The organism is Streptomyces sp. Y2F8-2 (assembly GCF_014905555.1).
Lineage (GTDB): Bacteria > Actinomycetota > Actinomycetes > Streptomycetales > Streptomycetaceae > Streptomyces > Streptomyces cynarae.
On the sequence record NZ_BNGS01000005.1, the window covers coordinates 378,804 to 403,275 of the forward strand.

Genomic DNA, 24,472 nt, shown 5'->3' on the forward strand with positions numbered 1-24,472 from the left:
ACGGCCGCCAGGTGCCGCGCGCGCCCGGATTCTCACCGCGTCACGGCCTCCACCAGGACACTTCCCGAGGTCCGCGCCACGAGGAACGCCTCGCCCTTCACCGCCTTGGGGTCAAGGGCGATCCGGTGACGGCCCGGCTCCAGGATGCCGTCGAAGACCTCGCTGGTGTGGGTGCGGTAGAGGCGGTCGAGGCGGTGGGCGGTGAGGCGGACACGGCAGGCGGAGGTGACCTCCACGTACGCCGCGCCGTCGGTGGCGGCCAGTCCCGTCAGGCGGCGGTGCTGCACCGGGGCGTGGTCCAGCGCCTGTTCGATCTGGGCGACGAGCAGCGGGACGATCGGGGCGAGTCCGTCGACGTGGGCCACGTCGAGCCCGGCGTCCTCGAAGGAGCGGCGTACGGCGGCCCGTTCCTCCGCCGTGACCGCCCGGCCGAAGGCGACGGCACTGTACTGGCGCAGTTCCTCGGTGGGGACGCCGGTCGCGTCGCGGGTGATGTCGGCGCCGATGCCGATGGTGCGCAGGGCGGCGGCGAGCTTGGCGAGCACGGCGACACGGGCGCCGATCAGCAGCACGCGGCGTCGGGACGCGGGGGCGCCGTCGTGCAGCAGCGCGCCCAACGCGGCACGGTACTGGGCGCCTTGGAAGCGGAAGGGGCCGATGCCGTGGTAGCCGTTGAGTTCGAGATCGGCGGTGTCGTCGGTCTGCCAGGCGAAGTCCCGCCAGATGTAGTCGTCGCCGTCGCGTGCGATGACCGCGGTGACCACTCCGCACGCCAGGTCCTCGCACTCGGGGCAGCCGTACAGGACGTACCGGTCGCCCGGCAGCGGCGCCCCGGTCTCCAGCAGCAGCCCGCGCACCTGCGCGGTGAAGATCGCGGGCGGTATGTCGGAGGCCAGCGGGGAGACGGCGTCGAGGTCGGAGAGCCGGTGCAGCAGCGGGCGTCCGTCGACGACGAAGTCCACGAAGTCCCGGTGCGCTTCGTAGTCACCACCGGTGCGGACGGCACCGGCCCGCATGGCCGGTGCCAGGCCGAAGGTCGCGTATTCGGCAGACATGCCGTGAGTATCCCCACGCGGGGAGTGATGTGAGCACGGCAGGACGGATTCGGTCGGCGTACCGGGCCGGCAGGGGGCGGCCGGGCCGTGGACCCGGCCGCCCCCCAAGTGGGTGTCGGATGCCGTGCGCCGCCGTCAGCTGCCGTCAGGGATGCGGTGGCTGTGCGGGCTCCGCAGGCCGTACGGCGTGGTGGGCGCCGCAGTTGCCGACGTCGCCCCGGAGGTGGCGCCCGCGAACGCCGCGGCCCCTCCGACGAGCGGCACCCGGGCCGCCGTGCGGGACAGGTCCACGGTCAGGGTGGGCGTGGTGGACGGAGGGTCGATGAGGTCCTTGTCGGTGCCGGCGACGATCAGGGCCAGCCGGTGGCCCTTCGGGACGACGTGGTCGGTCGCGGCCAGGTCGAGCGTGATCGTGTAGGGCCTGCCCGGGGTCAGCGGGACGCCCTTCGCGTCCGAGGCGTAGTGGCCGAGGTCGGCCCAGCCGCGGCTGAACACCGTGGAGGTGACGTCCGTCTTCTTGGCCTGGGTGACCTTGAAGCAGGCGCTGTCGCCGGCCGTGCTCGCGCCCCAGCAGGTGCGTTCGGTGAGTGTGGTGATGCCCTCCGCGGAGTCGGCGTAGTCGCGGATCGTGGCGGGACCGAGGTCGACGAGCACGGCGGACAGGTGGGCCGAGGAGGTGGTGGGCGTGACGGTGACGGTCACCGTGGAGGAGCCGGAGATCCGCAGGTCCTTCGACAGCGTCGGGGTGACGAACCCGGCCTTGTCCGGGGTGGACCGGTCGATGTGCGCTGCCCAGTCGGTCTCGCTGAGCCGCGGGTCGTCGGTGAACGTCTCGGTGCCGGTGCCGGAGCGCAGTGCGAGGGTGCCGACGCCGGCCCGGTCGCCGTGGCCGGGACGCAGCGTGGCCGTGGCCGTGTCGCGGGGCGGCCAGGCGGTGGAGGTGACCCACTGGTCGGGGTGGCGTTCGATGTCGGCCACGGGCTCGCGGTCGATGCCGTTGTCGTAGCCGAGGAGTTCGTGGTCGAACCAGCGGTGCAGGGTGTCCACCCACTGGGCGCGCCGGTAGTCGAAGGGGTCGACGTGTCCGGTCTGCGAGAGCCAGATCTTGCGCTTGACGCCGTGCTGGGCGAGGGCGTTCCACCACTGGCCGAGGTGCTTGGTGCGCACGTTGAGGTCCTGCATGCCGTGCACGAGGAAGACGCTCGCGCGGACCTTGCCCGCGTCCTTCACGTAGTCGCGTTCGGTCCACAGCGGTGTCCAGTCACCGGTGCGCGGCGCGCCGTCGACGAGTTCGTGCTGCACGGCGGCGCACTTGGCGCGGGCGTCGGGGTTCTCGACGTAGTCGGACAGCCAGTTGGGGCCGGAGTCGTACAGGGGTGCGCCCTTGGCGAAGTAGTAGTCGTACCAGGAGGAGATGGCGCTGATGGGCACGATGGTCTTCAGGCCCTTGACGCCGGTGGCGGCGACTCCGTTGGCGATGGTGCCGTCCCAGCTCTTGCCGATCATGCCGGTGGCGCCGTTGGTCCAGGACGCCTTGGCGGGCGTGGTGCCGGTACGGGTGGTGTAGGCCCTGGCGCGGCCGTTCAGCCAGTCGATCACGGCCTTGGCGGACTGGATGTCGGAGCGGCCGCCCACGTCCACGCAGCCGTCGGAGCGATCGGTTCCGGCCAGGTCGACGCCGACGAAGGCGTAGCCGCGCGGTACGAAGTAGTTGTCGTAGAAGAGCGGCATCTGGACGACGTGGCCGCTCGCATCGTAGGTCTTCTTCTGACTCTCGTTGCCGCGCCCGCAGCAGGAGTAGTAGGGGCTGGCGTCCATGATGACGGGCACCTTGCGGCCCTTGGCCGCGGGTTCACGGGGCCGGACGATGTCGGCGGCGACACGGTCGGGCTTTCCGTCGCCGTCGCCGTCCAGGCCGGTGTCCACCCAGACCGACTCACGGATGGCGTTGTCGTACGAGTAGACGGGCCGGCTCTCCCGGGGCGCGCTGTGGGCGGCCGACGGGGTGAGGAAGACCGCCAGGAGCGCGGCGGTGGCCGTCGCCGCGAGCGGTCTGAAGGCTCTGAGGGGGGTGCTGATCCGCATGCGCGGGACGGTACCTGGGTCAACTCGCCTGCAGAAGGGGGCATCTGAGGGACTGTCCGGTTCCGGCGGGGCCGGTGAGGCCGGATGGACGGGATGGCTCGTGTCGGCCGGATGGCGATCGTGTGACAGAGGGTGCCATGGACATGCCGGGGAACGGTGGGTCTGAATAGGCTCCGGACACAACAGACCTCGTGCCCCTACGACTTGGAGTTCTCGTGCACCGCAGACTCATCGCCCCGGGCGCACTCGCGGCGGCTTCCCTCTTGCTGGCGATCCCGGCATCGGCGGCCGCCTACCAGCCCGGTGCCCCGGGTATCGGCGATCCCTACTACCCGTACTACGGCAATGGCGGATACGACGTCTCCCACTACGACCTGCGACTGACGTACCAGCCGAAGACGGACGAGCTGCAGGGCACGGCGACGATCCTGGCGCGGACCACACAGGACCTGTCGCGGTTCGACCTGGACTTCCTGCTGGATGTGAGCGAGGTGCGGGTGAACGGGGCGAAGGCGTCCTTCACCGCCTCGGGCCAGCACGAGCTGGTGGTCACACCCGCGAGCCCGCTGCCGAAGGGCACGCCGGTCACCGTCGTGGTCCGCTACAGCGGCGTGCCGTCCACCAAGAGCGCCTACGGCTTCACCACCTGGCACCGGACCCCGGACGGCGCGGTCGCCGCGGACGAGCCCGAGTCGGCGTGGTGGTGGTTCCCGAGCAACGACCACCCGAGCGACAAGGCGACGTACGACGTGTCGGTGGCGGTGCCGGACGGCACGCAGGCGATATCCAACGGCACGCTGCAGTCGACGAGTTCCAAGCTGGGATGGACCCGCTACAACTGGCGGGAGAACAAGCCTCAGGCGACCTATCTCGCCACCCTCGCGATCGGCAGGTTCGACATCACGACGAGCACCTCGGACGGCGGTGTCCCGGTCGTCAACGCCTACAGCAAGGACCTCGGCGACAACGACGGGGCCGCGCGGGCGAGCGTGGAGCGCACCGGGGAGATCGTCGACTGGCTCAGCGGCTACTTCGGGCCGTATCCGTTCAGCTCGGCGGGCGGCTATGTGCCGAACACGACCACCGGGTACGCGCTGGAGACGCAGACCCGGGTGTACTACAGCCCCAAGCAGTTCGCGAATGGCTCCAACACGTCCGTCGTGGTGCACGAGCTGGCGCACCAGTGGTACGGCGACGACGTGTCGCTGAAGGGCTGGAAGGACATCTGGATCAACGAGGGCTTCGCGCGGTACGCGCAGTGGCTCTGGTCGGAGCACGAGGGCGAGGGCACGACGCAGGAGCTGGCGGACTACGTGTACGCCTCGCACCCGGCCGACGACGCCTTCTGGACGGTGAAGCCGGGTGACCCGGGGCCGGACGACCAGTTCGACATCGCGGTCTACGACCGGGGTGCGCTGGCCGTCCAGGCGCTGCGGAACGAGATCGGCGACGACGCGTTCTTCGCCGTCCTGAAGGGCTGGCCGAAGGAGCACGCGTACGGCAACGCCTCGGTCGCCGACTTCCAGGCGTACGCGGAGAAGGTGTCCGGGAAGCCGCTGGGGGCTCTTTTCGACACCTGGCTGTTCCAGCCCTCGAAGCCTGCTGCACCGGCGGCGCGCACCGCGTCCGTCGCACCGGCTCCGGCTGCCGTGACGCAACCGAAGTCCTGGAAGAAGATCGAGGCGACGAACGCCGTGCACTCCGGCTGATCGGCGGCCCCCACCGGGGCCCGACCGGCTCGCCGGGTAAGAGGCCGGCTCCGCGACGTGGACGTACGCGGAGCTCGGCCTCGGGCACGGCGCGCGACGCAGGCGCCGCTCCGGCCGCCGACCGGTTACTTCGTGAGGTCGGTCAGTTCCTGGTTCGCGGCCTGATCGATGCGGCGGCGCAGCGCGAACCAGCCGCCGACGAGCAGGGCCGCGATCACGGGGATGAGCAGCAGGGTCTTCCGGCCCACCTCGGGGTCGTTCCACATCAGGCCCAGGCAGACCAGCAGGAAGGCGATCGTCGCGATCTCCGTGACCGGGCTGCCGGGCAGCCGGAAGGACGGCCGGGTGAGGTGGCCCGCCCGGGCGCGGCGGACGAAGACCAGGTGGCAGACCATGATGATCACCCAGGTGCTGACGATCCCGAGGGAGGCCACGTTCAGCACGATCTCGAAGGCCTGGCTCGGCACGAAGTAGTTCAGGCCGACGCCGATCACGCAGACCGCGCAGGTCAGCAGGATGCCGCCGTAGGGCACCTGGCTGCGGTTCATCCGCGCCGTGAACTTGGGCGCCGAGCCCGCCATCGCCATGGAGCGCAGGATGCGGCCGGTGGAGTACAGGCCGGAGTTCAGCGAGGACATCGCCGCGGTGAGCACGACCAGGTTCATCACGTCGCCCGCGCCCTGGACACCGATCTTCGACAGCACGGTGACGAAGGGGCTCTCGTCCCCGGAGTAGACCGAGCCCGGCAGCAGCAGTGCGAGCAGGACCACCGAGCCGACGTAGAACAGACCCACACGCCACATGATCGAGTTCACGGCGCGCGGCACGACCTTCTCGGGTTCCGCGGTCTCGCCCGCGGCGACGCCCACCAGCTCCAGGGCCGCGTAGGCGAAGATCACGCCCTGCATCACCAGGACGACGGGCATGAGCCCGTGCGGGAAGATCCCGCCGTGGTCGCTGATCACGCCGAGACCGGGCGTGCGGCCGTCCACCTCGTGCCGCGTGGCCAGCAGGAAGATGCCGACGAACATGAAGGCCACCAGGGTGGCGACCTTGATGATCGCGAACCAGAACTCCATCTCGCCGAAGATCTTCACCGAGATCAGGTTCACCGCCAGCACGACCGCGAGGGCGATCAGGGCGAGCACCCACTGCGGGATGGAGGTGAAGAAACTCCAGTAGTGGGTGTAGAGCGCGATGGCGGTGATGTCGGCGATACCGGTCGTCGACCAGTTCAGGAAGTACATCCAGCCGGCGACGTAGGCGCCCTTCTCGCCGAGGAACTCGCGCGCGTACGAGACGAACGACCCGGACGACGGCCGGTACAGGACCAGCTCGCCGAGGGCGCGCACGACGAAGAAGGCGAAGACGCCGCAGACCAGGTACGCCAGCGCGAGGGCGGGACCCGCGTTGTGCAGCCGTCCTCCGGCACCGAGGAAGAGTCCGGTGCCGATCGCCCCGCCGATCGCGATCATGTTGATGTGGCGGGGTTTGAGGTCCTTGCTGTAACCGGCGTCGCCCGCGTCCGCGGGCGCCCGGGTCGCATCGGTGTGGGATGCGACCGCGGCCGTGTTCACGGCGTCCTTGCTCACGAGTGGATCTACTCTCTGGTACGCCCGGCGCTGGGGTGGTGCGCGGGTTTCCGGATGGGGCTCGGTCCGGCCACCCCTGACGCGGCACAGACCAAGGCCTCACCTTCTCGCAGAGGCCGATTTCCATGCGATGGCGCACGTCACAGAGCGGGACTTCTCACAGGTTCACCACATGGGCGTCCCAAAGTGGTCATACAAGCACGGCGGGGGACCCGTGCAGGGCTCCTGGCCCCGGGTCCCCCGGCCGTCTCAGCGGGTGTCGTCCACCGTCTCAGTGGGCGTCGGTGAACCGCTCCCCCCTCTCCGCCTTCTGCACCAGCAGCGCGGGCGGCGTGAACCGCTCGCCGTACCGCTCGGCCAGCTCCCGGGCGCGGGCCACGAAGCCGGGCAGGCCCCCCTCGTAGCCGTTGATGTACTGCAGGACGCCGCCGGTCCAGCCGGGGAAGCCGATGCCGAAGATCGACCCGATGTTGGCGTCGGCCACGGAGGTCAGCACGCCCTCCTCAAGAAGCCGGACGGTGTCCAGCGCCTCCGAGAACAGCATGCGCTCCTGCATGTCCCGGAACGGGATCTGGTGCCCGGGCCTGGTGAAGTGCTCCCGCAGCCCCGGCCACAGCCGGCCGCGCCTGCCGTCCTCGCCGTACTCGTAGAACCCGGCGCCGCCGCTGCGCCCGGTGCGGCCGAACTCGTCGACCATGCGGTCGATGACGGCCTCCGCCGGGTGCGGTGTCCAGGTGCCGCCCGCCTCCTCCACGGCCCGCCTGGTCTCGTTGCGGATCTTCCGGGGCAGGGTGAGCGTCAGCTCGTCCATCAGGGACAGCACCTTCGCCGGGTAGCCCGCCTGGGCCGCCGCCTGCTCGACGGACGCGGGCTCGATGCCCTCGCCGACCATCGCCACGCCCTCGTTGATGAAGTGGCCGATGACCCGGGAGGTGAAGAAGCCGCGCGAGTCGTTGACGACGATCGGCGTCTTGTTGATCTGCCGCACCAGGTCGAAGGCGCGCGCCAGCGCCTCCTCACCGGTCCGCTTGCCCTTGATGATCTCGACGAGCGGCATCTTGTCGACCGGCGAGAAGAAGTGCAGCCCGATGAAGTCGGACTGCCGCTCCACCCCCTCGGCGAGCGCGGTGATCGGCAGGGTGGAGGTGTTCGAGCACAGCAGCGCGTCGGGCTCGACGACGTTCTCGATCTCCTGGAACACCTTGTGCTTGAGCGCCGTGTCCTCGAACACGGCCTCGATGACGGCGTCACAGCCCGCGAGGTCGGCGGCCTCGGCGGTGGGGGTGATGCGGGCGAGCAGCGCGTCGGCCTTCTCCTGGGTCGTACGCCCCTTGGAGACCGCCTCGGCGCACAGCTTCTCGGAGTAGCCCCTGCCCTTGACGGCCGCCTCCAGGGAGACGTCCTTGAGGACGACCTCGATGCCCGCGCGGGCACACGCGTAGGCGATGCCCGCGCCCATCATCCCGGCGCCGAGGACGCCCACCTTGCGGACCTGGCGCGGCTCGATGCCCTTCGGGCGGTTGGCGCCGGAGTTGACGGCCTGGAGGTCGAAGAAGAACGCCTGGATCATGTTCTTCGCGGTCTGTCCGGTGACCAGCTCGGTGAAGTAGCGCGCCTCGATGGTCAGGGCGGTCTCGAAGTCGACCTGGGAGCCCTCGACGGCCGCCGCGAGGATGTTGCGCGGGGCCGGGTAGGGGGCGCCGTTCAGCTGCTTCTTCAGGTTGGCCGGGAAGGCGGGCAGGTTGGCGGCGAACTTCGGGTTGGACGGCGTACCGCCCGGGATCTTGTAGCCGGGCCGGTCCCAGGGCTGGTGGGACTCGGGGTTGGCGTCGATGAAGGCGCGGGCCTTGGCCATCATCTCCTCGGGGGTGGCGGCGACCTCGTGCACGAGACCGTTCTCCAGCGCGCGCCGGGGCGAGTACTGGGTGCCCTGGAGCAGCACCTTCAGCAGGGCGTCGGCGATGCCCATCAGGCGCACGGTGCGGGTGACGCCGCCGCCCGCCGGCAGCAGACCCAGGGTGACCTCGGGAAGGCCGATCTTGGAGCCGGGGGCGTCGAGGGCGATGCGGTGGTGGGAGGCGAGGGCGATCTCGTAACCGCCGCCGAGGGCGGCGCCGTTGAGGGCGGCGACGACCGGCTTGCCGAGGGTCTCGATACGGCGCAGGGAGTTCTTGATCGCCACACCGGTCTCGAACGCCTGCCGGGCGTCCTCGGGGCCGGCCTTGATCATGTCCTTGAGGTCGCCGCCCGCGAAGAAGGTCTTCTTCGCGGAGGTGTAGATGATGCCGCGGATGGAGTCCTTCTCGGCCTCGGCGCGTTCGGCGATCGCCGCGATCGACTCCTTGAACGCCTGGTTCATGGTGTTCGCGGACTGGTTCGGGTCGTCGAGGACGAGGGTGACGACGCCGGCGTCGTCCTGCTCCCAGCGGATGGTGGTGGACTCTGTGTTCATCGGGGTGCTCCGTAAGGTCCGTTCGATCCGTTCGATCCGTTGGGGAAGGTCAGACGCGCTCGACGATCGTGGCGATGCCCATGCCGCCGCCCACGCACAGCGTGGCAAGGCCGTACCGCTTGTCCTGCCGCTCCAGTTCGTCCACCAGCGTGCCGAGGATCATCGCGCCGGTCGCGCCGAGCGGATGGCCGAGCGCGATGGCGCCGCCGTTGACGTTGACCTTGTCCAGGGACAGCCCCATGTCCTTGGCGAAGCGCAGCACGACCGCGGCGAACGCCTCGTTGATCTCGACGAGGTCGATGTCGTCGATCGTCAGCCCGGCCTTGGCGAGGGCCTTGCGGGTGGCGGGCGCAGGCCCGGTCAGCATGATCGTCGGCTCGGAGCCGGAGACCGCCGCGGACACGATCCTGGCCCGGGGCCGCATCCCGTACCGCTCGCCAGCCTCCTTGGAGCCGATGGCGACGAGGGCCGCGCCGTCGACGATGCCTGAGGAGTTGCCCGCGTGGTGGACGTGGTCGATCTGCTCGATCCAGTGGTACTTCTGCAGCGCCACCGCGTCGAAGCCGCCCAGTTCGCCGATGTCCGCGAACGACGGCTTCAGCTTGGCGAGAGAGTCGGCGGTGGTGCCGGGCCGCATGTGCTCGTCGTGGTCGAGGACGACGAGACCGCTGCGGTCCCTCACCGGGACCACGGAGCGGTCGAAGCGGCCGTCCTTCCAGGCCGCCGCCGCACGCTCCTGGGACAGCGCCGCGTACTCGTCGACGTCCCTGCGGGAGAAGCCCTCGATGGTGGCGATGAGGTCGGCGCCGATGCCCTGCGGCACGAAGTTGACGGTCATGTTGGTCATCGGGTCGGCGAACCAGGCGCCGCCGTCCGAGGCCATCGGAACCCGGGACATCGACTCGACGCCGCCCGCGAGCACCAGGTCCTCCCAGCCCGAGCGGACCTTCGCGGCGGCCAGGTTGACCGCTTCGAGACCGGACGCACAGAAGCGGTTCTCCTGGACGCCGGCCACCGTGTCGGGCAGTCCGGCGGCGATCGCGGCGATCCGGGCGATGTCGGAGCCCTGGTCGCCGACCGGGCTCACCACACCCAGCACGATGTCGTCGATCGCGGCGGGGTCGAGATCGGGAAAACGCCGCCGTGTCTCATGGATGAGCCCGACCACCAGGTCGATGGGCTTGGTGCCGTGCAGGGCGCCGTTGGCCTTGCCGCGTCCGCGCGGGGTGCGGATCGCGTCGTAGACGTACGCTTCGGTGCTCAACTGTCAGCCTTTCGAGGAGGGTCGGCCGGGCAGGCGCGGCTCGGGAGGGTCGAAAGCTTCGTCGGTCGCCGCCCCGAGGAGCCGCGGCACGCCCCAGTCGCGGGCGACGTCCTCGGTGTCGGCGCCGGGCTGCGCGGGCCCGCCGTGCACCGCCGTATGGGTGACCGAGAAGCGGGGCGCGGGCGCCGGCTGGGTGATGCCGCCGTGGTCGGTGAAGGTGCCGCGGGCGGCGAGGTGGGGGTGTGCCGGCGCCTCCCGGAGCGACAGGACGGGCGCCACGCACGCGTCGGAGCCTTCGAAGACGGCGGTCCACTCGTCGCGCGTGCGGGTCTTGAAACGGGCCGCGACCAGCTCCCGGAGTTCACCCCAACGGGCGACGTCCTTGCGGGCCGGAGCCCGGTCCGCGATCCCCAGCAACTCCACGAACTCCTCGTAGAACTGCTGTTCAAGGGCACCCACCGCCATGTACCGGCCGTCGGCCGTCTCGTAGGTGCCGTAGAACGGGCAGCCTCCGTCGAGCAGGTTGGCGCCGCGCCGGTCCTGCCAGCCCCCGGCGGCGAGCATGCCGTGGATCATCGAGGCCAGGTGGGCGGCACCGTCGACGATGGCCGCGTCCACCACCTGGCCGGTTCCGGTCGCGCGGGCGTGGTGGAGGGCGGCGAGAACACCGACCACGAGGTAGAGCGCACCTCCCGCGTAGTCGCCGACGAGGTTCGCGGGGATCGCGGGCGGCGCGTCCGGGGCGCCGATCATGCCGAGCGTGCCGGTGAGCGCGATGTAGGCGATGTCGTGTCCGGCGCGGGGGGCGAGCGGGCCCTCCTGGCCCCAGCCGGTCATCCGGCCGTAGACGAGCCGGGGGTTGCGGGCGTGGCAGGTCTCGGGGCCGACGCCGAGGCGTTCCGCGACGCCCGGGCGGTAGCCCTCGATGAGGATGTCGGCGCGCTCGGCCAGGTCCAGGACGCGGGCCGGGCCCTCCTCGGTCTTCAGGTCGACGATCACCGAGCGTTTGTTGCGGTTGGTGACGTCGTACTCCGGGTCGATGGCCAGTCCGGAGCCGTTCGGCCGGTCCACGCGGACGACGTCGGCGCCGAGGTCGGCGAGGAGCATGCCGGCGAACGGGCCGGGCCCGATACCGGCCAACTCGACGACGCGCACGCCGGCGAGGGGCCCCTGCCCCGGCGTCCTTGCCACTGCCATCCGGCCCCCAGCTCCGTGAGACGCCCGATGCGAGATCGGCGTTGTCGAGAACATGTTCCAGTACGGGCACTATCCGATCGAGCAAGCGCTTAGTCAAGCGCGGGCCTCGACCGCATACTCTCCGTATGGACATTCTCGCCTCACGGTAATCGCGGCCACCGACAACGGCGCGAGGGGCAATCGTCGGCCGGCGTCAGGACCTCCACTCCAGGACCGTGACGACCATCCCGACGATCCAGGCGAGCCCCGCGAGAGCGGCGAGCAGCAGAGCTGCCGTCACGGCACGCTCGACGGGCTGGGCGGGGTGGCTCACGGTCTTGGGCGCACGGTGTGTCGTCATGTGTCCCACCCTGCCGATCACGGCGGTGCGGCCACATCCGTACACGTACTCAGCCGCCGTACTCAGGCCGCGGACCCGACGGCCTCCTTCAGGGCGCGCCTGCACAGCCTGTCGGCGCGCCGGGTGGACTCGGGGATGCGGTACACCGGGGCGAGCGCGAGGGTGTGCGCGCAGGCGGTGTCGAGGCCGACCCGGTGCCCCACGGAGACGAACACCGGTTTGACGCCCGCCTGGGTGCGCAGGGCGCTGCCGACCTCCTCGCTGCCCGCGAGGAGCGGGCTGCTGCTGCCGCGTTCGGTCCCCGGCTCCGCGTAGGTGAACGTGAACGGGTTCTTGGCGACGCCGATCGTGGGCAGTCCGGTGAGGACGCCGAGGTGGCTCGCCAGACCGAACCGGCGCGGGTGGGCGAGGCCGTAGCCGTCGCAGACGACCAGCCCGGGATCGCGGTCCAGGGCCTCCAACGCGGCCAGGACGGTGGGGATCTCCCGGAAGGCGAGCAGACCGGGAACGTACGGGAAGGAGACCTCACCGACGGCCGTGGCCTCGGCGAGAGGGGTGAGCGTGGCCGCGTCCAGGACGACGGCCGCCGCCGCGACCACGCCACGCTCGTCGTCGTAGGCGACGTCGACCCCCGTCACGGGGCCGGTCCCGGGCGGCGGCCCCGATTCGTCGAGGATCACCCGGCCGCACAGCTCGTCCTGCACGGCACGGGCCTCTTCTTCGGTCGCGGGCCAGCCCGCGGGGGTGCGTACGGTGGTCATGGTGGTGACGAGCGTACGACCCCGCGGCCCGCCGTCACTTGCCCAGCGCGCGCTGCAGCTCGCTCTTGTTCATGTCCGAGCGGCCGCGGATGTTGCGCCGCTTGGCCTCCTCGTACAGCTGGTCGTACGTCTGCCCCTGGGAGCCCTTGCCCGAGCGCTGTCCGCCGCGCTTGGCGGACGACTTGTCCTGGGTGGACGTGCGGCTCGCGGTCTTGGACTCACCGGAACGGGCGCGCTCCTTGTTCACGGTCCGCGCCGCGATCTCCTTGGCGCGCCCCTCGCTCTCCCCGCGGTCGCGCGCGCTCTCCTTGATGTGCTCGTACTGACGTTCCCGCTTGGGGCTCGAGCCGCGTGGCATGACCGTCACTTCCTCTCAGAATGCGTGTTCCCCGAGTACCCCTTTCGCCGCGGTTCACCGCCACCGCCCGACCGGGAACCGAACTCGCGTGCGCGGTGTCCTCTCCGGTGTCCGAGACCGCGGGACACCGGAGTGATCGCCCTCACCGTGCGCCGTCCGATGGCATGGACTCGGTGACAGAGGTCACTCGCATTTCATGTGCACGGATTGGCCGATTCCATCGTCTCTTCAAGTGCCTGGCCTCATCCGCCCGAAGTCCGTCCAGCCGTCACAAGGGAGCAAGGCGTTGTCAACCGTCATCGAGCAGCCCGTGGAGGCCCGTCTCGTCGCTGCCGCGCCACGCATGCAGAGCATTCCGGCCGTGCTCCACTACGACCGGAGCGACCCGTTCGCCGTCCGCATGACCTTCCCCGCCCCCGCCACCCTGGAGGGTGTGGACGTGTGCTGGACCTTCGCCCGCGAACTCCTCTCCGCCGGCCTGGAGGGCCCGGAGGGGCACGGGGACGTCCGGGTGCGGCCGTACGGCTACGCGCGCACCGTCCTGGAGTTCCACGCCCCGGAGGGCACCGCCGTGGTGCACGTCCACTCGGACGAGATCGAGCGCTTCCTGCAGCGGACCACCGAGCTGGTGCCGGTGGGTCTGGAGCATCTTCAGGTCGACCTGGACCACGACCTGGCGGAACTGATGCGGGACGCGTGCTGAACTCCTCGGTGCGCCCGCTCGCCGTCCTTCGCTTCGACGTCGCGTGCGGGTCGTCCGTGGCCGGTCGCGCCCAGTCGGCGGTGCCGGACACGGTCACAACCCCGCATCCCTTCAGGCCTTCTGGCGGTCCCCGCCCAGCAGCCCGTTGAGCTCCCCGTAGTCGAGGCCGTCGGCCAGTGCGTCGTACGTTCCCGCGTCGAGCAGCTCCCGTGCGGCGCGGCGGACCAGGGCGTGGGCGGCCTGCGCGATGCCCGAGCCGACGCTGACCCGGGCGACGCCGAGGGCGGCCAGTTCGGTCACCGCGGGCGCGCCCGGGCCGGCCATCACGTTCAGCGGGCCCTCGATGCCCTCGGCGAGCGCCTTCACGGTCACCGGGTCGACGGCCCCGGGGACGAAGACGCCGTCCGCCCCGGCGGCGAGGAACGCTGCGGCCCGCTCCAGGGTCTCCTCCAGACCTCCTGCACCGCGCAGATACGTGTCCACGCGCGCGTTGACGAACACAGGCACCCCGGCCGCCTCGGCGGCCTCGCGCGCGGCGGCGATGCGCGCCGCCTGCTCGGCGACCGGGCGCAGCGGGGCGCCGCCGCCGTACAGGCCGTCCTCGATGTTGACACCGACGGCGCCCGCCGCCAGCACCGCCCTGATCGTGTCGCCGACGCCCGCGGCGTCATCGGCGTACCCGGTCTCGATGTCCGCGCTCACCGGCACGGTCACCGCCTCCGCGATCCCGGTCAGGGCCGCGAGGGCGTCGCCGCCGGAGAGCCGGTCGCCGTCGGCGGCGCCCAGCTCCCAGGCGAGCCCGGCGCTCGTCGTGGCGACGGCCGCGGCCCCCGCGTCCTCGACGAGCCTCGCGCTGGCGACGTCCCAGACGTTGGGCAGCACGAGCGGACGACCGGGCACGTGCAGGGAACGGAAGGCGAGGGCCTGCTCGCGCGGCGAGATCTTGTTCGTCATACGGACGAGTCAACCAGCGGGCGGGGGCCGGTGGCTGGCGGAAATCCGACATGCGGGTAGGGCGGACGACCAGGGCGAGGGACAGGGGGCGGACTCCGCGCATTTAAATGCGTTGACGCCCTCCCGGGCCCCTCGTACGGTGTTGAACGCTTCTGTTGCCGCCGGGAGGAGAAGGACGTTGCTCGTCTGAGGTCTTGAGACACCGCGTCACACAGCACTGCCCGTGTCTGTGTGCGTCGCGTGCGACCTCGGCGTTCGAGCCGTCCTTCAGGTGCGGAGCTTCCTCTTCCCTCCGTCGCGGACCGTCGCCTCATGCGGTGTCTCACACGCGTTGCCCGACACCCGCCCCTGAGCAACCGCGAGGCCTGTATGTCATCTTCCATCACCTGCACCTCCCTTTCCTTCTCCTGGCCCGACGGCACCTCCGTCTTCGAGGACCTCCAGGTCGCCTTCGCCTCCGGCAGGACCGGACTCGTCGGAACGAACGGGTCCGGGAAGTCCACCCTGTTGAAGCTGATCGCCGGTGAACTCACCCCGGCTTCGGGCACCGTGCGCGTCGCGGGAGAGGTCGGCCATCTGCCGCAGAACGTGACGCTCGACACCGCCCTGCGGGTCGACGAGGCCCTCGGCATCGCCGCCCAGCGCGCCGCGCTGCACGCCATCGAGGCGGGCGACGTGGCGGAGGAGCACTTCACGACCGTCGGCGACGACTGGGACGTGGAGGAGCGCGCCGAGGCGACGCTCGGTGAACTCGGCCTCGGTCACATCGGGCTGGACCGCACCATCGGCGAGGTCTCCGGTGGCGAGTCCGTCCTGCTGCGGCTGGCCGCACTGCTGCTGCGCCGCCCGGACGTGCTGCTGCTCGACGAACCCACCAACAACCTCGACCTGTACGCGCGCAGACGGCTGTACGCCGCGGTCGAGTCCTGGCCCGGGCTCATGGTCGTGGTCAGCCACGACCGGGAACTCCTCGACCGGGTCGACCAGATCGCCGATCTGCGCGCCGGGGAGGTCACCTGGTTCGGCGGCACCTTCTCCGCGTACGAGGAGGCACTGGCCGTCGAACAGGAGGCGGCCGAGCGCATGGTGCGCGTCGCCGAGGCCGATCTGCGCAAGCAGAAGCGCGAACTGGTCGACGCCCAGGTGAAGTTGGCGCGCCGCAAGCGGTACGGGCAGAAGATGTGGGACAGCAAGCGCGAACCGAAGATCGTCATGGGGGCACGCAAACGGGCCGCACAGGAATCGGCGGGCAAGCACCGTCTCCTGCACGAGGAGCGGCTCGCCGAGGCCAGGGAAAGACTGGACGAGGCGGTCGAGGCGGTCCGGGACGACGACGAGATCCGCGTCGACCTGCCGTACACGGCGGTACCGCCGGGGCGGTCCGTCCTGACGCTCCTGGACCTGGAGCTGACGTACGGCGCCCGTGTGCAGGGCGGCCTGGAACTGCGCGGTCCCGAGCGGATCGCACTGATCGGGCGCAACGGCGCGGGCAAGACCACGCTGCTGCGCACCATCGCGGGCGAGTTGGACCCGGTGGCGGGCGAGGCGACGGCGCATGTGCCGCTGCGCTTCCTGCCGCAGCGGCTCGACGTTCTCGACGACGGGCTGACGGTGGTGCAGAACGTGGCCCGGTTCGCACCCGCCGCCACCATCAACCGGATCCGGGCACGCCTGGCCCGCTTCCTGTTCCGCGGCACCCGGGCCGACCAGCCGGCCGGAACCCTGTCGGGTGGCGAGCGCTTCCGCGCCGCCCTGGCCGCACTGATGCTCGCCGAGCCCGCGCCGCAGCTGCTGATGCTGGACGAGCCGACCAACAACCTCGACATGGCGAGCGTGCGGCAGCTCACCACGGCCCTGGAGTCGTACGAGGGCGCGCTGATCGTGGCGAGCCACGACCTGCCGTTCCTGGAGTCGATCGGCATCACACGCTGGCTGCTGCTCGACGGAGAGCTGAAGGAGACCACGCCGGAGGCCGTCGGGGAGCCCGACCGGCCCTGACCGGAACGGCACCTGGCCCGGACGGGGGCGGAACCCGGGGCTTTGTCCCCGGGTCCCGGCCCTGCATGATGGCGGGCGACATCATCAGCCGAGACGGAGTTCCGCACGTGCCCAGCAAGAAGGCCCTCATCCGCCGACCCAGCCCGCGCCTGGCCGAGGGGCTGGTGACCCACATCGAGCGGGAGAAGGTCGACGTCGATCGCGCGCTCGAGCAGTGGGAGGCGTACGCGCGGACGCTGCGCGAGCACGGCTGGGAGACGATCGAGGTGGAACCGGCCGACGACTGCCCGGACTCGGTGTTCGTCGAGGACGCGGTGGTGATGTACAAGAATGTCGCACTGATCACACGACCGGGCGCCGAGTCACGGCGCGAGGAGACGGCGGGCGTCGAGGAGGCCGTGGCCCGGCTGGGCTGTTCGGTGAACTGGATCTGGGAGCCGGGCACCCTCGACGGGGGCGACGTCCTGAAGATCGACGACACGATCTACGTCGGCCGCGGCGGACGCACCAACGCGACCGCCGTCCGGCAGATGCGCGCGGTGTTCGAACCACTGGGCGCCCGGGTGGTCCCGGTGCCCGTCACCAAGGTGCTGCACCTGAAGTCGGCGGTCACCGCGCTGCCCGACGGCACGGTCATCGGCCATGTGCCGCTGGTGGACAAGCCGTCGCTGTTCCCGCGCTTCCTTCCGGTGCCGGAGGAGCCCGGGGCGCACGTCGTGCTGCTTGGCGGCGACAGGCTGCTCATGTCGGCCGCAGCGCCGAAGACGGCGGACCTGCTCGCCGACCTCGGTCATGAACCGGTCCTGGTGGACATCAGCGAGTTCGAGAAGCTCGAGGGATGTGTGACGTGCCTGTCGGTGCGGTTGCGGGAGTTGTACGACTGACCGGCTGAAGCGGCCACCCGTTCGTACCCGTTCATCCCCGTTCGTCCCTGTCGACGTCGCGTCGGCGGGGACTTCCGTCTGCCGGACGGAGTTCTCCCTTTGCGGTCTTCCGGGCGTACGGGCAGGGCTTTTACAGCGCCCTTAACCTACGGATTCGTAACCTACGGATTCGTAGCCTACGATCCCGTAAGTTCCGGCACCGCTCGCCGGCTGCACCGCTGTTCCTCCCCGTCTCCCTGGAGTTCCTGTGACGATCACCTCTCCCCACCTCGGCAGCCCCTCCGTCTGGACCGACGCGCGGCTGCTGTACGCCCTGGAGGAAGTGGTCGAGAACGAGCTGAACCGGCATCTGAAGGTCGCCAAGGACTGGATGCCGCACGAGTACGTCCCCTGGGGCGACGGCCGCAACTTCCCGGGCTTCTTCGAGGACGGCGTGGCCTGGGAGAAGGAGCAGTCGAAGGTCACCGACATCGGCAGGATCGCGCTCGTCGTCAATCTTCTGACTGAGGACAACCTCCCCAGCTACCACCACGAGATCGCCACGTTGTTCGGCCGCGACGGCGCGTGGGGCACCTGGGTGCACCGCTGGACGGCGGAGGAGGGCCGGCACGGCATCGTGATGCGGGACTACCTGCTCGCCTCCCGCGCTGTCGACCCCGACCAGCTGGAACGTTTCCGCATGGCGCACATGAGTGAGGGCTTCGAGTCGGACAACCGGCACTCGATGCTTCACTCCGTCGCCTACGTCGCCTTCCAGGAGCTGGCCACGCGCATCTCGCACCGCAACACCGGCCACCAGTCCGGCGACCCGGTCTGCGACCGGATGCTGGCCCGCATCGCGACCGACGAGAACCTGCACATGGTGTTCTACCGGAACCTGCTGCAGGCCGCGTTCGAGATCGCGCCCGACCTGACCATGCAGGCGGTGCGGGACGTCGTGGTGGGCTTTCGCATGCCCGGCCACGGCATCCCCGGCTTCGAGCGTGCCGCCGCGCAGATGGCGATCGGCGAGGTCTACAACCTGCGCATCCACCACGACGACGTACTCCAGCCGGTGCTCCGGTTCCTGAAGGTCCTGCAGATCGACGGCCTGGGGCCCGAAGGCCTCCGGGCTCAGGAGGAACTCGGCCTGTTCATGGACGGCCTCGACAGCGAGGCCACGCGGTTCGACGAGAAGCTGGCCGCCCGCAAGGCCCGGATGGCGGCCAGGGCCGAGGCGTAACCGCGTCGGGTACCCGCATCCGAGTCCGTATCCGCCTCCGGATCCGCCGCAAACGCCACGCCGCGCCACCCTGTTCGCCGCACTGGAGCATCCCTCAGGATGCATATGCCGGGTGGACGTCCCCGCGGGCCGACCCGCCCGGCCTGTCCCTGTCGTACGCCTGGTCGGGCCGGTCGGGCCGGGTGGCGCCCCTGGAGCGGGTCATGACGAATCCGATGTGGATGCGAGGCGTCCAGTGGCTGGCCGCCGCCGCACCGGACCCGCACGCCTGCGCACAGCAGTGGGAGCGGGGCGACGGCACGGTGCTGCTGGAGGCCGGACGCCACTGGGACGTGGTGAGCGTTCCGCGCCGCCTGGGGCTGCTCGCCCTGGACATTCTGTGGGACGACCCGCTGCGTACGCCCGGACCGACGCTGGTGGACTCGGCGGCGCTCAGGGTGGGTTTCCTCGTGCCGCCGGATCCGCCCGGCCACTGGGCCGGCGCCGGGGTCCGCCATGCGAGCAGGGGTGCCTGGGTCGCCGTGCCCCCGCCGTACCGGCCCGCCGGTTCCCTGGAGTGGATCGTCCCGCCCGACGGAAGCGGGCTGCTGCATTCCCCGGTCGTCCTGCGGCGCGCGCTGCGCCTGGCGGGCGAGACGCTCGCCGTCCTGGCAACCGTCAGCGAGGACTGACCCCCGACCGCCCGGGCCACAGGCTCCCCGGTCCTAGGCGGCCTCGTAGTGGTGGGCGTCCGCGCCGCGCCACTTCACCCACGCCGGGTCGTCGAGCAGGTCCTCGGCGTCGGGCAGCCCGGCCCGGCCGAGGAACTCGATCACGTCCTCGTCGGAGAACGCCACCCCAAGGCTCTCTCCGCGCGCGGTCACCCGGCGGCCGCCGGTGCCCGACGGCGGGTGAACGATGACAGGAGCCCGTCCGGACATGTCTCCAGCATCGTCCCGGGCGTCCGGCCGCGCATCCGGACGGGTGAGAGCTCTCACTCGCTGCCCGACGTCCGCCTCAGCTGCAGGCGCTCCTTCTCGGACAGCCCGCCCCAGACGCCGAACCGTTCGTCGTGGGTGAGCGCGTATTCGAGACACGCGGCACGGCTCTCGCACAGCCCGCAGATACGCTTCGCCTCCCGCACCGAACTGCCCGGCTCGGGGAAGAAGAAGTCGCCCCCCGTCTGCGCACAGAGCGCCTGGGCCTGCCAGGGGATGTCGGACGCGATGATCGCTTCGATGTGCATGGCCGAGATCGTGCCGCGCGGCGAAAAACGTTCGATCAACACGTGATCAACGGCGGACCGGCCGCCCCCCGGGCCCACGACGACCGGGGACGACGACTGACAACCCACCGCCTCGCAGGGCACGACCTCGTCGGGCTCACGGCCTCGTGCGGCTCCCGATGATGGCCTCGCCTCACGGCGCCGCGCACGGCGGCGCGCCGAGAAATCCGTGACGAGAGCGCACCCTGTCGGTACCCATCGTCACAGGAGCCCGCCGCGTCATTCCGGCGGCGATTGTCAGTGGCGGGTGGAAGACTCGGCAGAGCAGGCACCGGGAACCCTCGAAGGAGGGCAGAGATGCTCACCACCCGTTTCGTCAACGGCGCTCCGAACTGGCTCGACATCGGCACCCCGGACATCGACGGCGCCAGCGCCTTCTACGGCGGTCTCTTCGGCTGGCGGTTCCAGTCGGCGGGCCCCGACGCCGGCGGCTACGGCTTCTTCCAACTGTCCGGCAGGACCGCGGCCGGCGGCATGCAGACCACCCCGGAGCAGGGGCCGCCGTCCTGGACCGTCTACTTCCAGAGTGCCGACGCGGAGGCCACCGCCAAGGCGGCCGAGCAGTCCGGCGGCAGCGTGCTCATGCGGCCCATGGACGTGATGGGTGAGGGTCACATGGCCGTCCTCGCCGATACGGCCGGCGTACCGTTCGGCATCTGGCAACCGGGCCGCACCAAGGGCATCGAGGTGGCCGGCGACCCGGGCTCGCTGTGCTGGGTCGAGCTGTACACGCCGGACATCGCCCGGGCCGCCGCGTTCTACCGCCAGGTGCTCGGCTGGGAGACCGAGGGCGTCCCCTTCCCCGGCGGCACCTACACGTGCATCAACCCGGAGGGCGGCGGCCGGGACGACATGTTCGGCGGCCTCGTCCCGCTGGCCGACGACCCCACGGAAGCGGAGGCCGGTGCGCACTTCCTGCCGTACTTCGAGGTCGCGGACACGGACGCCACGGTGAGCCAGGCGCAGGAGCTGGGCGGCAGCGTCCGGGCGCCCGCGACGGACATCGAAGGGGTGGGCCGTATCGCCCGGCTCGCCGACCCGTACGGAGCCCGCTTCGCGGTGATCAAGAGCGCACCGCCGCAGCCGCAGCAGAGCTGACGCCGGTCGGCTCCGGGCGCGGTGCCGACGTCGTGTTCGCACGCGCCGCGCCCTGCTTCTTCCGCCTCAAAGGCGGTCACCACGCTGTCACTTCTTGAACGCCAAAAATTTTTGAGAGCGCTCTCAGTCATAACCCTTGACGCTTCAACTCCTCCTGGGAACAGTGGGACCACTCCTCCTCCCCCCACATCCCAGGAGCCCCCTCGTGATATCGCGCCGAGCGTTTCTGTCCGCGGCCACCGCCGCTGCCACATCCCCCGCCTGGTCGGCCGCCCTCACCCCCACCACCGCCCAGGCAGCCCCCGCCACGTGCCAACTCGCCCTTCGCAACGCCTCGTTGCCTGGTACGGTCCGGGCGTACGTCACGGGACACGAACAGTCGACCGGCAACTGGATGCTCCTGCGCGCCGACGGCAGCGTCTACCGGCCGGGCTCCCCCTCCGCGCCCCACACCCCGCTCCCCGTCGACTGTGCGATCCCGCTGGGCCCCGCGGGCTCGCCCCCCACCGTGCTGACGCTTCCCCAGATGTACGGGGCCAGGATCTACTTCGTGCGGGACGCCACCCTCGACTTCTTCCTCAACCCGGGCCCGGCCCTGGTGGAGCCCGCCTTCGCCACCCCCGCCGACCCCAACTACGGCAAGACCTGGTCGTTCTGCGAGTTCACCTTCAACTCGGCGCAGCTGTACGCGAACATCAGCTACGTCGACCTGGTGACCGCCCTCCCGATCGGACTCACCCTGGAGGGGGACGCCACCCACACCGTCGCACCGCTCCCCGACGGTGCCGTGGACAGGATCGCCTCGGCCCTTTCGGCCCAGGCCGCGAAGGACGGGCAGCCCTGGGACAAGCTGGTGATCCACGGCCCGGACGGCAAGGTGCTCCGCGCCGTCTCCCCGCAGAACCTGATGGCGCCGTACTTCGGCCAGCCCGACCGGATGCCGTTCCGCGACCTGTGGACCGCCTACATCGACCAGGTCTGGGCGAAGTACCGCGCCACGGACCTGAGGATCGACCTCCAGGGGGGCCGGGGCGTGTTCACCGGCCGGGTCACCGGCGACACGCTCACCTTCACGGGCGGGCACACCTTCTCCAAGCCCACTTCCAGGGACGTGTTCACGTGCGACCACGGGCCGTTCGCCAACAACCCGGGCGACCCCGACGACAGGAAGGCCCTGCTCGCGCGTCTCGCCGCCGGCTTCAACCGCTCGCTGATGCTCACCCACCCGTACCAGCCGAACGGCCTGACCAGCGCGGACTACTACCAGGGCGCGGTGACCAACCACTGGGCGCGCATCGTGCACGCGAACTCGCCGATCGGGTACGCGTTCCCGTACGACGACGTGCGTCCGGACGGTCAGCCGGACGTGTCGGGGGCGGCGTACGACGGGAACCCACGCCGGTTCACGGTGACGGTCGGTTCATGACCGTGCCGTCACGCCGACGCCCGCCGTACCAGCGTCGTCGGCAGCACCACGCTCGACGGCGCACCGCCCACTCCCGGCTCTTCACCGCGCCGGTCGAGGCCGCGCAGCAGGAGCCGGGCCATCAAACGCCCCATCTCCTCGATGTCCTGGCGGACCGTCGTCAGCGGCGGGTCGGTCTGTTCGGCGACCGGCAGCATGTCGTCGAAGCCGATGACGGCGACGTCGTCGGGCACCCGGCGGCCCTCGTCGCGCAGCACCCGCAGGGCGCCCGAGGCGCTCAGGTCGTTGGCGGCGAACACGGCGTCCAGGTCCGGGCAGCGGCCCAGCAGCTCCCGCATCGCCCGTTCGCCGCCCGCCGGCGTGAAGTCCCCCTCCACGACGAGCCCCGGGTCGGCGTCGACCATCACGTCGCGGAACCCGTCGAGTCGGTCCACTGCGGACGTCTGGTCGAGGGCGCCGGTGATGTGCGCGATACGGCGGCGGCCGAGCCCCACGAGATGGCGCACGGCCTCGCGGGCACCGCCGCGGTTGTCGCTGTCGACGTAGACGGCGCTGCGGGTGCCGTCGCCCCAGCCCGGCCGCCCGCCGAACACGGTGGGCACCCCGGCCCGCTGCACCAGCTCTGGCAGCGGGTCGTCGAGGTGCAGCGAGAAGACGAGCGCGCCGTCGACGTGCCCGCCGGCGAGATAGCGGCCGACCCGGGCGTGGTCGGCACGGCCCTCCGTCAGCAGCAGGACGAGCTGGGAGTCGTGGGCCGTCAGTTCCTTGCTGATGCCGCGTAGTTGCAGGGCGAAGAAGGGGTCCGCGAAGACCCGGGTCTCCGGCTCGGCGATCACGACGGCGACCGCGTCGTGCCGCTTGGTGACCAGGCTGCGCGCGGCCTGGTTCGGCACGTACCCGAGTTCCTCCACGGCGCGGCGCACCCGCTCGACGAGGGGTTCGCGTACTCCGTCGCCGCCGTTGACGACGCGGGACACCGTCGCCCGGGAGACCCCGGCCCGGGCAGCCACGGCCTCCAGCGTGGGGCGCGGCGCGGTCTCGGTCACGTGGAGCTCCTCCTCGGCGGTTGCCGATCAGGATAGCCCCGGCCGTCTCACCACTGAGAGCGCTCCCGGACCTAGTGCTTGTGCGACGAATCGTCGTATTCGGGGATCGTTCCGTCGTCTCTCCGCACGAGGAACAGCCCGGCCATCCCCTTGTCGGAGTGCCTTTGGACGTGGCAGTGGTACATCCACGCGCCCGGGCCGCCCGACTCGCCCGCGACGACCTGGAAGCCGAAGGAGACACCGGGACCGACGACCCTGGTGTCGATGAGCTGGCTCGAGTCCTCGGGACCCGTGAGCAGTCCCGTGCGGTTGTCCGCCCACCGGTGACCGTGCAGGTGGAACGTGTGGAAGTCGTCCCCGTGCGTGATCATCACGAACTCGACGCGCTCCCCCACGACGGCCTCGAAGGTGGGTCCGGAGTGCCCCTTGCCGTTGTTGATCGACGTCTCGTTGAACACGAGGGTGTGCGTGGTGTCGGGGAGGAGGTCACCCTGACGGCGCACGATCAAGCCCCCGAACAGGCCCGCGCGTACGCCACCGGTGCCGTGCGAGGTGCCGACGGCATGGTCGTGGTAGTGCCAGTAGCCCGCGCTGCCCTCCCGATAGGTGCCGTCCTTGCGGCGGCCGGGGACGTGCGTCTTCCACACGTAGGTGCGTTTGCGGCCAGGTTTCACGAGACTTTCGGTGAGCTTCGTTCCGTCGTTGTTGATCGTGTAGTCCACCCCGTGCACATGCAGGCCCGTCGAGACGTCCAGCCGGTTCTCGAACTCGACGTAGAGCGTGTCGCCCTCGACCAGCTCGATCACCGGGCCCGGAATGGTCGCCTTCTTGCCTGCGAGGCCGTAGCCCATCCGTCCGTTACCGAGCTCCGCGGCGAAGAGTTTGATGTGCCTCTCCCTGCCACCGGCGGGCGCCGTCCGCGGCCCACCGTCCGCGAAAGCCTCAGGAGCGAGTGACAACGACGTCGCGACAGCGGCGCCACCGATCAGCATCCGCCGGTGGAAGCTGCGTCTGTCCATGCGGAACTCCCCATCCTCGTGCGCAATTCATGGAGAAGAGCCGCT

22 protein-coding genes are annotated in these 24,472 nt (G+C 70.8%); 8 read left to right on the top strand and 14 right to left on the bottom strand.

The window, feature by feature from the left end:
* Positions 1–32: 32 nt before the first annotated feature.
* Both SY2F82_RS19370 and SY2F82_RS19375 read right to left on the bottom strand, forming a co-directional pair.
* Complete coding sequence (locus SY2F82_RS19370) at positions 33–1,055, bottom strand: oxidoreductase (RefSeq protein WP_200420351.1); 1,023 nt, start codon at positions 1,053–1,055, stop codon at positions 33–35.
* Between the two features lie 135 nt (positions 1,056–1,190).
* Positions 1,191–3,140, bottom strand: coding sequence for a Xaa-Pro dipeptidyl-peptidase (locus SY2F82_RS19375; protein ID WP_200420352.1), 1,950 nt, complete (start codon positions 3,138–3,140; stop codon positions 1,191–1,193).
* Positions 3,141–3,355: 215 nt separating this feature from the next.
* On the opposite strand from SY2F82_RS19375, the gene SY2F82_RS19380 reads away from it, so the two are divergent.
* Entirely contained in the window at positions 3,356–4,849 is a 1,494-nt protein-coding gene (locus tag SY2F82_RS19380) for a M1 family metallopeptidase (protein WP_200420353.1), read from the top strand.
* 125 nt (positions 4,850–4,974) lie between these two features.
* On the opposite strand, the gene SY2F82_RS19385 is transcribed toward SY2F82_RS19380, so the two are convergent.
* From SY2F82_RS19385 to SY2F82_RS19415, 7 genes are all read right to left on the bottom strand, one after another.
* A complete protein-coding gene (locus SY2F82_RS19385; protein WP_200420354.1) occupies positions 4,975–6,441 on the bottom strand; it encodes an amino acid permease in 1,467 nt (488 codons plus the stop codon).
* 271 nt (positions 6,442–6,712) lie between these two features.
* Positions 6,713–8,893, bottom strand: a complete 2,181-nt coding sequence (locus SY2F82_RS19390; RefSeq protein WP_200420355.1) for a 3-hydroxyacyl-CoA dehydrogenase NAD-binding domain-containing protein — start codon at positions 8,891–8,893, stop codon at positions 6,713–6,715.
* A 49-nt stretch (positions 8,894–8,942) separates the two neighbouring features.
* Complete coding sequence (locus SY2F82_RS19395; RefSeq protein WP_200420356.1) at positions 8,943–10,157, bottom strand: acetyl-CoA C-acetyltransferase; 1,215 nt, start codon at positions 10,155–10,157, stop codon at positions 8,943–8,945.
* Between the two features lie 3 nt (positions 10,158–10,160).
* A complete protein-coding gene (locus tag SY2F82_RS19400; protein WP_200420357.1) occupies positions 10,161–11,354 on the bottom strand; it encodes a CaiB/BaiF CoA-transferase family protein in 1,194 nt (397 codons plus the stop codon).
* A gap of 193 nt (positions 11,355–11,547) precedes the next feature.
* A complete protein-coding gene (gene mmpA / locus SY2F82_RS19405; protein ID WP_200420358.1) occupies positions 11,548–11,694 on the bottom strand; it encodes a morphogenic membrane protein MmpA in 147 nt (48 codons plus the stop codon).
* A 62-nt stretch (positions 11,695–11,756) separates the two neighbouring features.
* Entirely contained in the window at positions 11,757–12,455 is a 699-nt protein-coding gene (locus tag SY2F82_RS19410; protein WP_200420359.1) for an endonuclease V, read from the bottom strand.
* Between the two features lie 34 nt (positions 12,456–12,489).
* Positions 12,490–12,813, bottom strand: a complete 324-nt coding sequence (locus tag SY2F82_RS19415; protein ID WP_200420360.1) for a plasmid stabilization protein — start codon at positions 12,811–12,813, stop codon at positions 12,490–12,492.
* A gap of 286 nt (positions 12,814–13,099) precedes the next feature.
* Between SY2F82_RS19415 and SY2F82_RS19420 the strand changes: the two genes are divergently transcribed.
* The gene (locus tag SY2F82_RS19420; RefSeq protein WP_200420361.1) at positions 13,100–13,516 is read left to right on the top strand and encodes an SsgA family sporulation/cell division regulator; all 417 of its coding nucleotides are present in this window, start codon (positions 13,100–13,102) and stop codon (positions 13,514–13,516) included.
* A gap of 111 nt (positions 13,517–13,627) precedes the next feature.
* Here SY2F82_RS19420 and SY2F82_RS19425 read toward each other — a convergent pair whose 3' ends face one another.
* Positions 13,628–14,470: an isocitrate lyase/phosphoenolpyruvate mutase family protein gene (locus tag SY2F82_RS19425; RefSeq protein ID WP_200420362.1), complete on the bottom strand. Its 843-nt coding sequence runs from the start codon at positions 14,468–14,470 to the stop codon at positions 13,628–13,630.
* A 369-nt stretch (positions 14,471–14,839) separates the two neighbouring features.
* On the opposite strand from SY2F82_RS19425, the gene SY2F82_RS19430 reads away from it, so the two are divergent.
* The 4 genes from SY2F82_RS19430 (at position 14,840) to SY2F82_RS19445 (ending at position 19,245) form a co-directional block, all read left to right on the top strand.
* On the top strand, positions 14,840–16,468 hold the full coding sequence (locus SY2F82_RS19430) for an ABC-F family ATP-binding cassette domain-containing protein (protein ID WP_200420363.1): 1,629 nt from the start codon (positions 14,840–14,842) through the stop codon (positions 16,466–16,468).
* Positions 16,469–16,575: 107 nt separating this feature from the next.
* Positions 16,576–17,352: a dimethylargininase gene (ddaH, locus tag SY2F82_RS19435; RefSeq protein ID WP_200420364.1), complete on the top strand. Its 777-nt coding sequence runs from the start codon at positions 16,576–16,578 to the stop codon at positions 17,350–17,352.
* Between the two features lie 247 nt (positions 17,353–17,599).
* Positions 17,600–18,574 carry an acyl-ACP desaturase gene (locus SY2F82_RS19440; RefSeq protein WP_200420365.1) on the top strand — a complete coding sequence of 325 codons (975 nt, stop codon included), beginning with the start codon at positions 17,600–17,602 and terminating at the stop codon, positions 18,572–18,574.
* A gap of 203 nt (positions 18,575–18,777) precedes the next feature.
* Positions 18,778–19,245 carry a hypothetical protein gene (locus SY2F82_RS19445; protein WP_200420366.1) on the top strand — a complete coding sequence of 156 codons (468 nt, stop codon included), beginning with the start codon at positions 18,778–18,780 and terminating at the stop codon, positions 19,243–19,245.
* A 33-nt stretch (positions 19,246–19,278) separates the two neighbouring features.
* On the opposite strand, the gene SY2F82_RS19450 is transcribed toward SY2F82_RS19445, so the two are convergent.
* On the bottom strand, positions 19,279–19,494 hold the full coding sequence (locus tag SY2F82_RS19450; RefSeq protein ID WP_181139054.1) for a hypothetical protein: 216 nt from the start codon (positions 19,492–19,494) through the stop codon (positions 19,279–19,281).
* 53 nt (positions 19,495–19,547) lie between these two features.
* Positions 19,548–19,799, bottom strand: a complete 252-nt coding sequence (locus SY2F82_RS19455; protein WP_200420596.1) for a WhiB family transcriptional regulator — start codon at positions 19,797–19,799, stop codon at positions 19,548–19,550.
* A gap of 336 nt (positions 19,800–20,135) precedes the next feature.
* Here SY2F82_RS19455 and SY2F82_RS19460 point away from each other — a divergent pair, with 336 nt between their 5' ends.
* The gene (locus SY2F82_RS19460) at positions 20,136–20,936 is read left to right on the top strand and encodes a VOC family protein (protein ID WP_200420367.1); all 801 of its coding nucleotides are present in this window, start codon (positions 20,136–20,138) and stop codon (positions 20,934–20,936) included.
* A gap of 205 nt (positions 20,937–21,141) precedes the next feature.
* Positions 21,142–22,362: a glycoside hydrolase family 64 protein gene (locus tag SY2F82_RS19465; protein ID WP_200420368.1), complete on the top strand. Its 1,221-nt coding sequence runs from the start codon at positions 21,142–21,144 to the stop codon at positions 22,360–22,362.
* Positions 22,363–22,370: 8 nt separating this feature from the next.
* Here SY2F82_RS19465 and SY2F82_RS19470 read toward each other — a convergent pair whose 3' ends face one another.
* A complete protein-coding gene (locus SY2F82_RS19470) occupies positions 22,371–23,408 on the bottom strand; it encodes a LacI family DNA-binding transcriptional regulator (protein ID WP_200420369.1) in 1,038 nt (345 codons plus the stop codon).
* Positions 23,409–23,479: 71 nt separating this feature from the next.
* Positions 23,480–24,427: a multicopper oxidase domain-containing protein gene (locus SY2F82_RS19475; protein WP_200420370.1), complete on the bottom strand. Its 948-nt coding sequence runs from the start codon at positions 24,425–24,427 to the stop codon at positions 23,480–23,482.
* Positions 24,428–24,472 lie beyond the last annotated feature (45 nt).

Coding starts and splice junctions, on each gene's coding strand:
- SY2F82_RS19370 (WP_200420351.1), bottom strand. CDS start 1,055: ATGTCTGCCGAATACGCGACCTTCGGCCTGGCACCGGCCATGCGGGCC.
- SY2F82_RS19375 (WP_200420352.1), bottom strand. CDS start 3,140: ATGCGGATCAGCACCCCCCTCAGAGCCTTCAGACCGCTCGCGGCGACG.
- SY2F82_RS19390 (WP_200420355.1), bottom strand. CDS start 8,893: ATGAACACAGAGTCCACCACCATCCGCTGGGAGCAGGACGACGCCGGC.
- SY2F82_RS19400 (WP_200420357.1), bottom strand. CDS start 11,354: ATGGCAGTGGCAAGGACGCCGGGGCAGGGGCCCCTCGCCGGCGTGCGC.
- mmpA (WP_200420358.1), bottom strand. CDS start 11,694: ATGACGACACACCGTGCGCCCAAGACCGTGAGCCACCCCGCCCAGCCC.
- SY2F82_RS19410 (WP_200420359.1), bottom strand. CDS start 12,455: ATGACCACCGTACGCACCCCCGCGGGCTGGCCCGCGACCGAAGAAGAG.
- SY2F82_RS19415 (WP_200420360.1), bottom strand. CDS start 12,813: ATGCCACGCGGCTCGAGCCCCAAGCGGGAACGTCAGTACGAGCACATC.
- SY2F82_RS19425 (WP_200420362.1), bottom strand. CDS start 14,470: ATGACGAACAAGATCTCGCCGCGCGAGCAGGCCCTCGCCTTCCGTTCC.
- SY2F82_RS19430 (WP_200420363.1), top strand. CDS start 14,840: ATGTCATCTTCCATCACCTGCACCTCCCTTTCCTTCTCCTGGCCCGAC.
- SY2F82_RS19445 (WP_200420366.1), top strand. CDS start 18,778: ATGACGAATCCGATGTGGATGCGAGGCGTCCAGTGGCTGGCCGCCGCC.
- SY2F82_RS19450 (WP_181139054.1), bottom strand. CDS start 19,494: ATGTCCGGACGGGCTCCTGTCATCGTTCACCCGCCGTCGGGCACCGGC.
- SY2F82_RS19455 (WP_200420596.1), bottom strand. CDS start 19,799: ATGCACATCGAAGCGATCATCGCGTCCGACATCCCCTGGCAGGCCCAG.
- SY2F82_RS19460 (WP_200420367.1), top strand. CDS start 20,136: ATGCTCACCACCCGTTTCGTCAACGGCGCTCCGAACTGGCTCGACATC.
- SY2F82_RS19475 (WP_200420370.1), bottom strand. CDS start 24,427: ATGGACAGACGCAGCTTCCACCGGCGGATGCTGATCGGTGGCGCCGCT.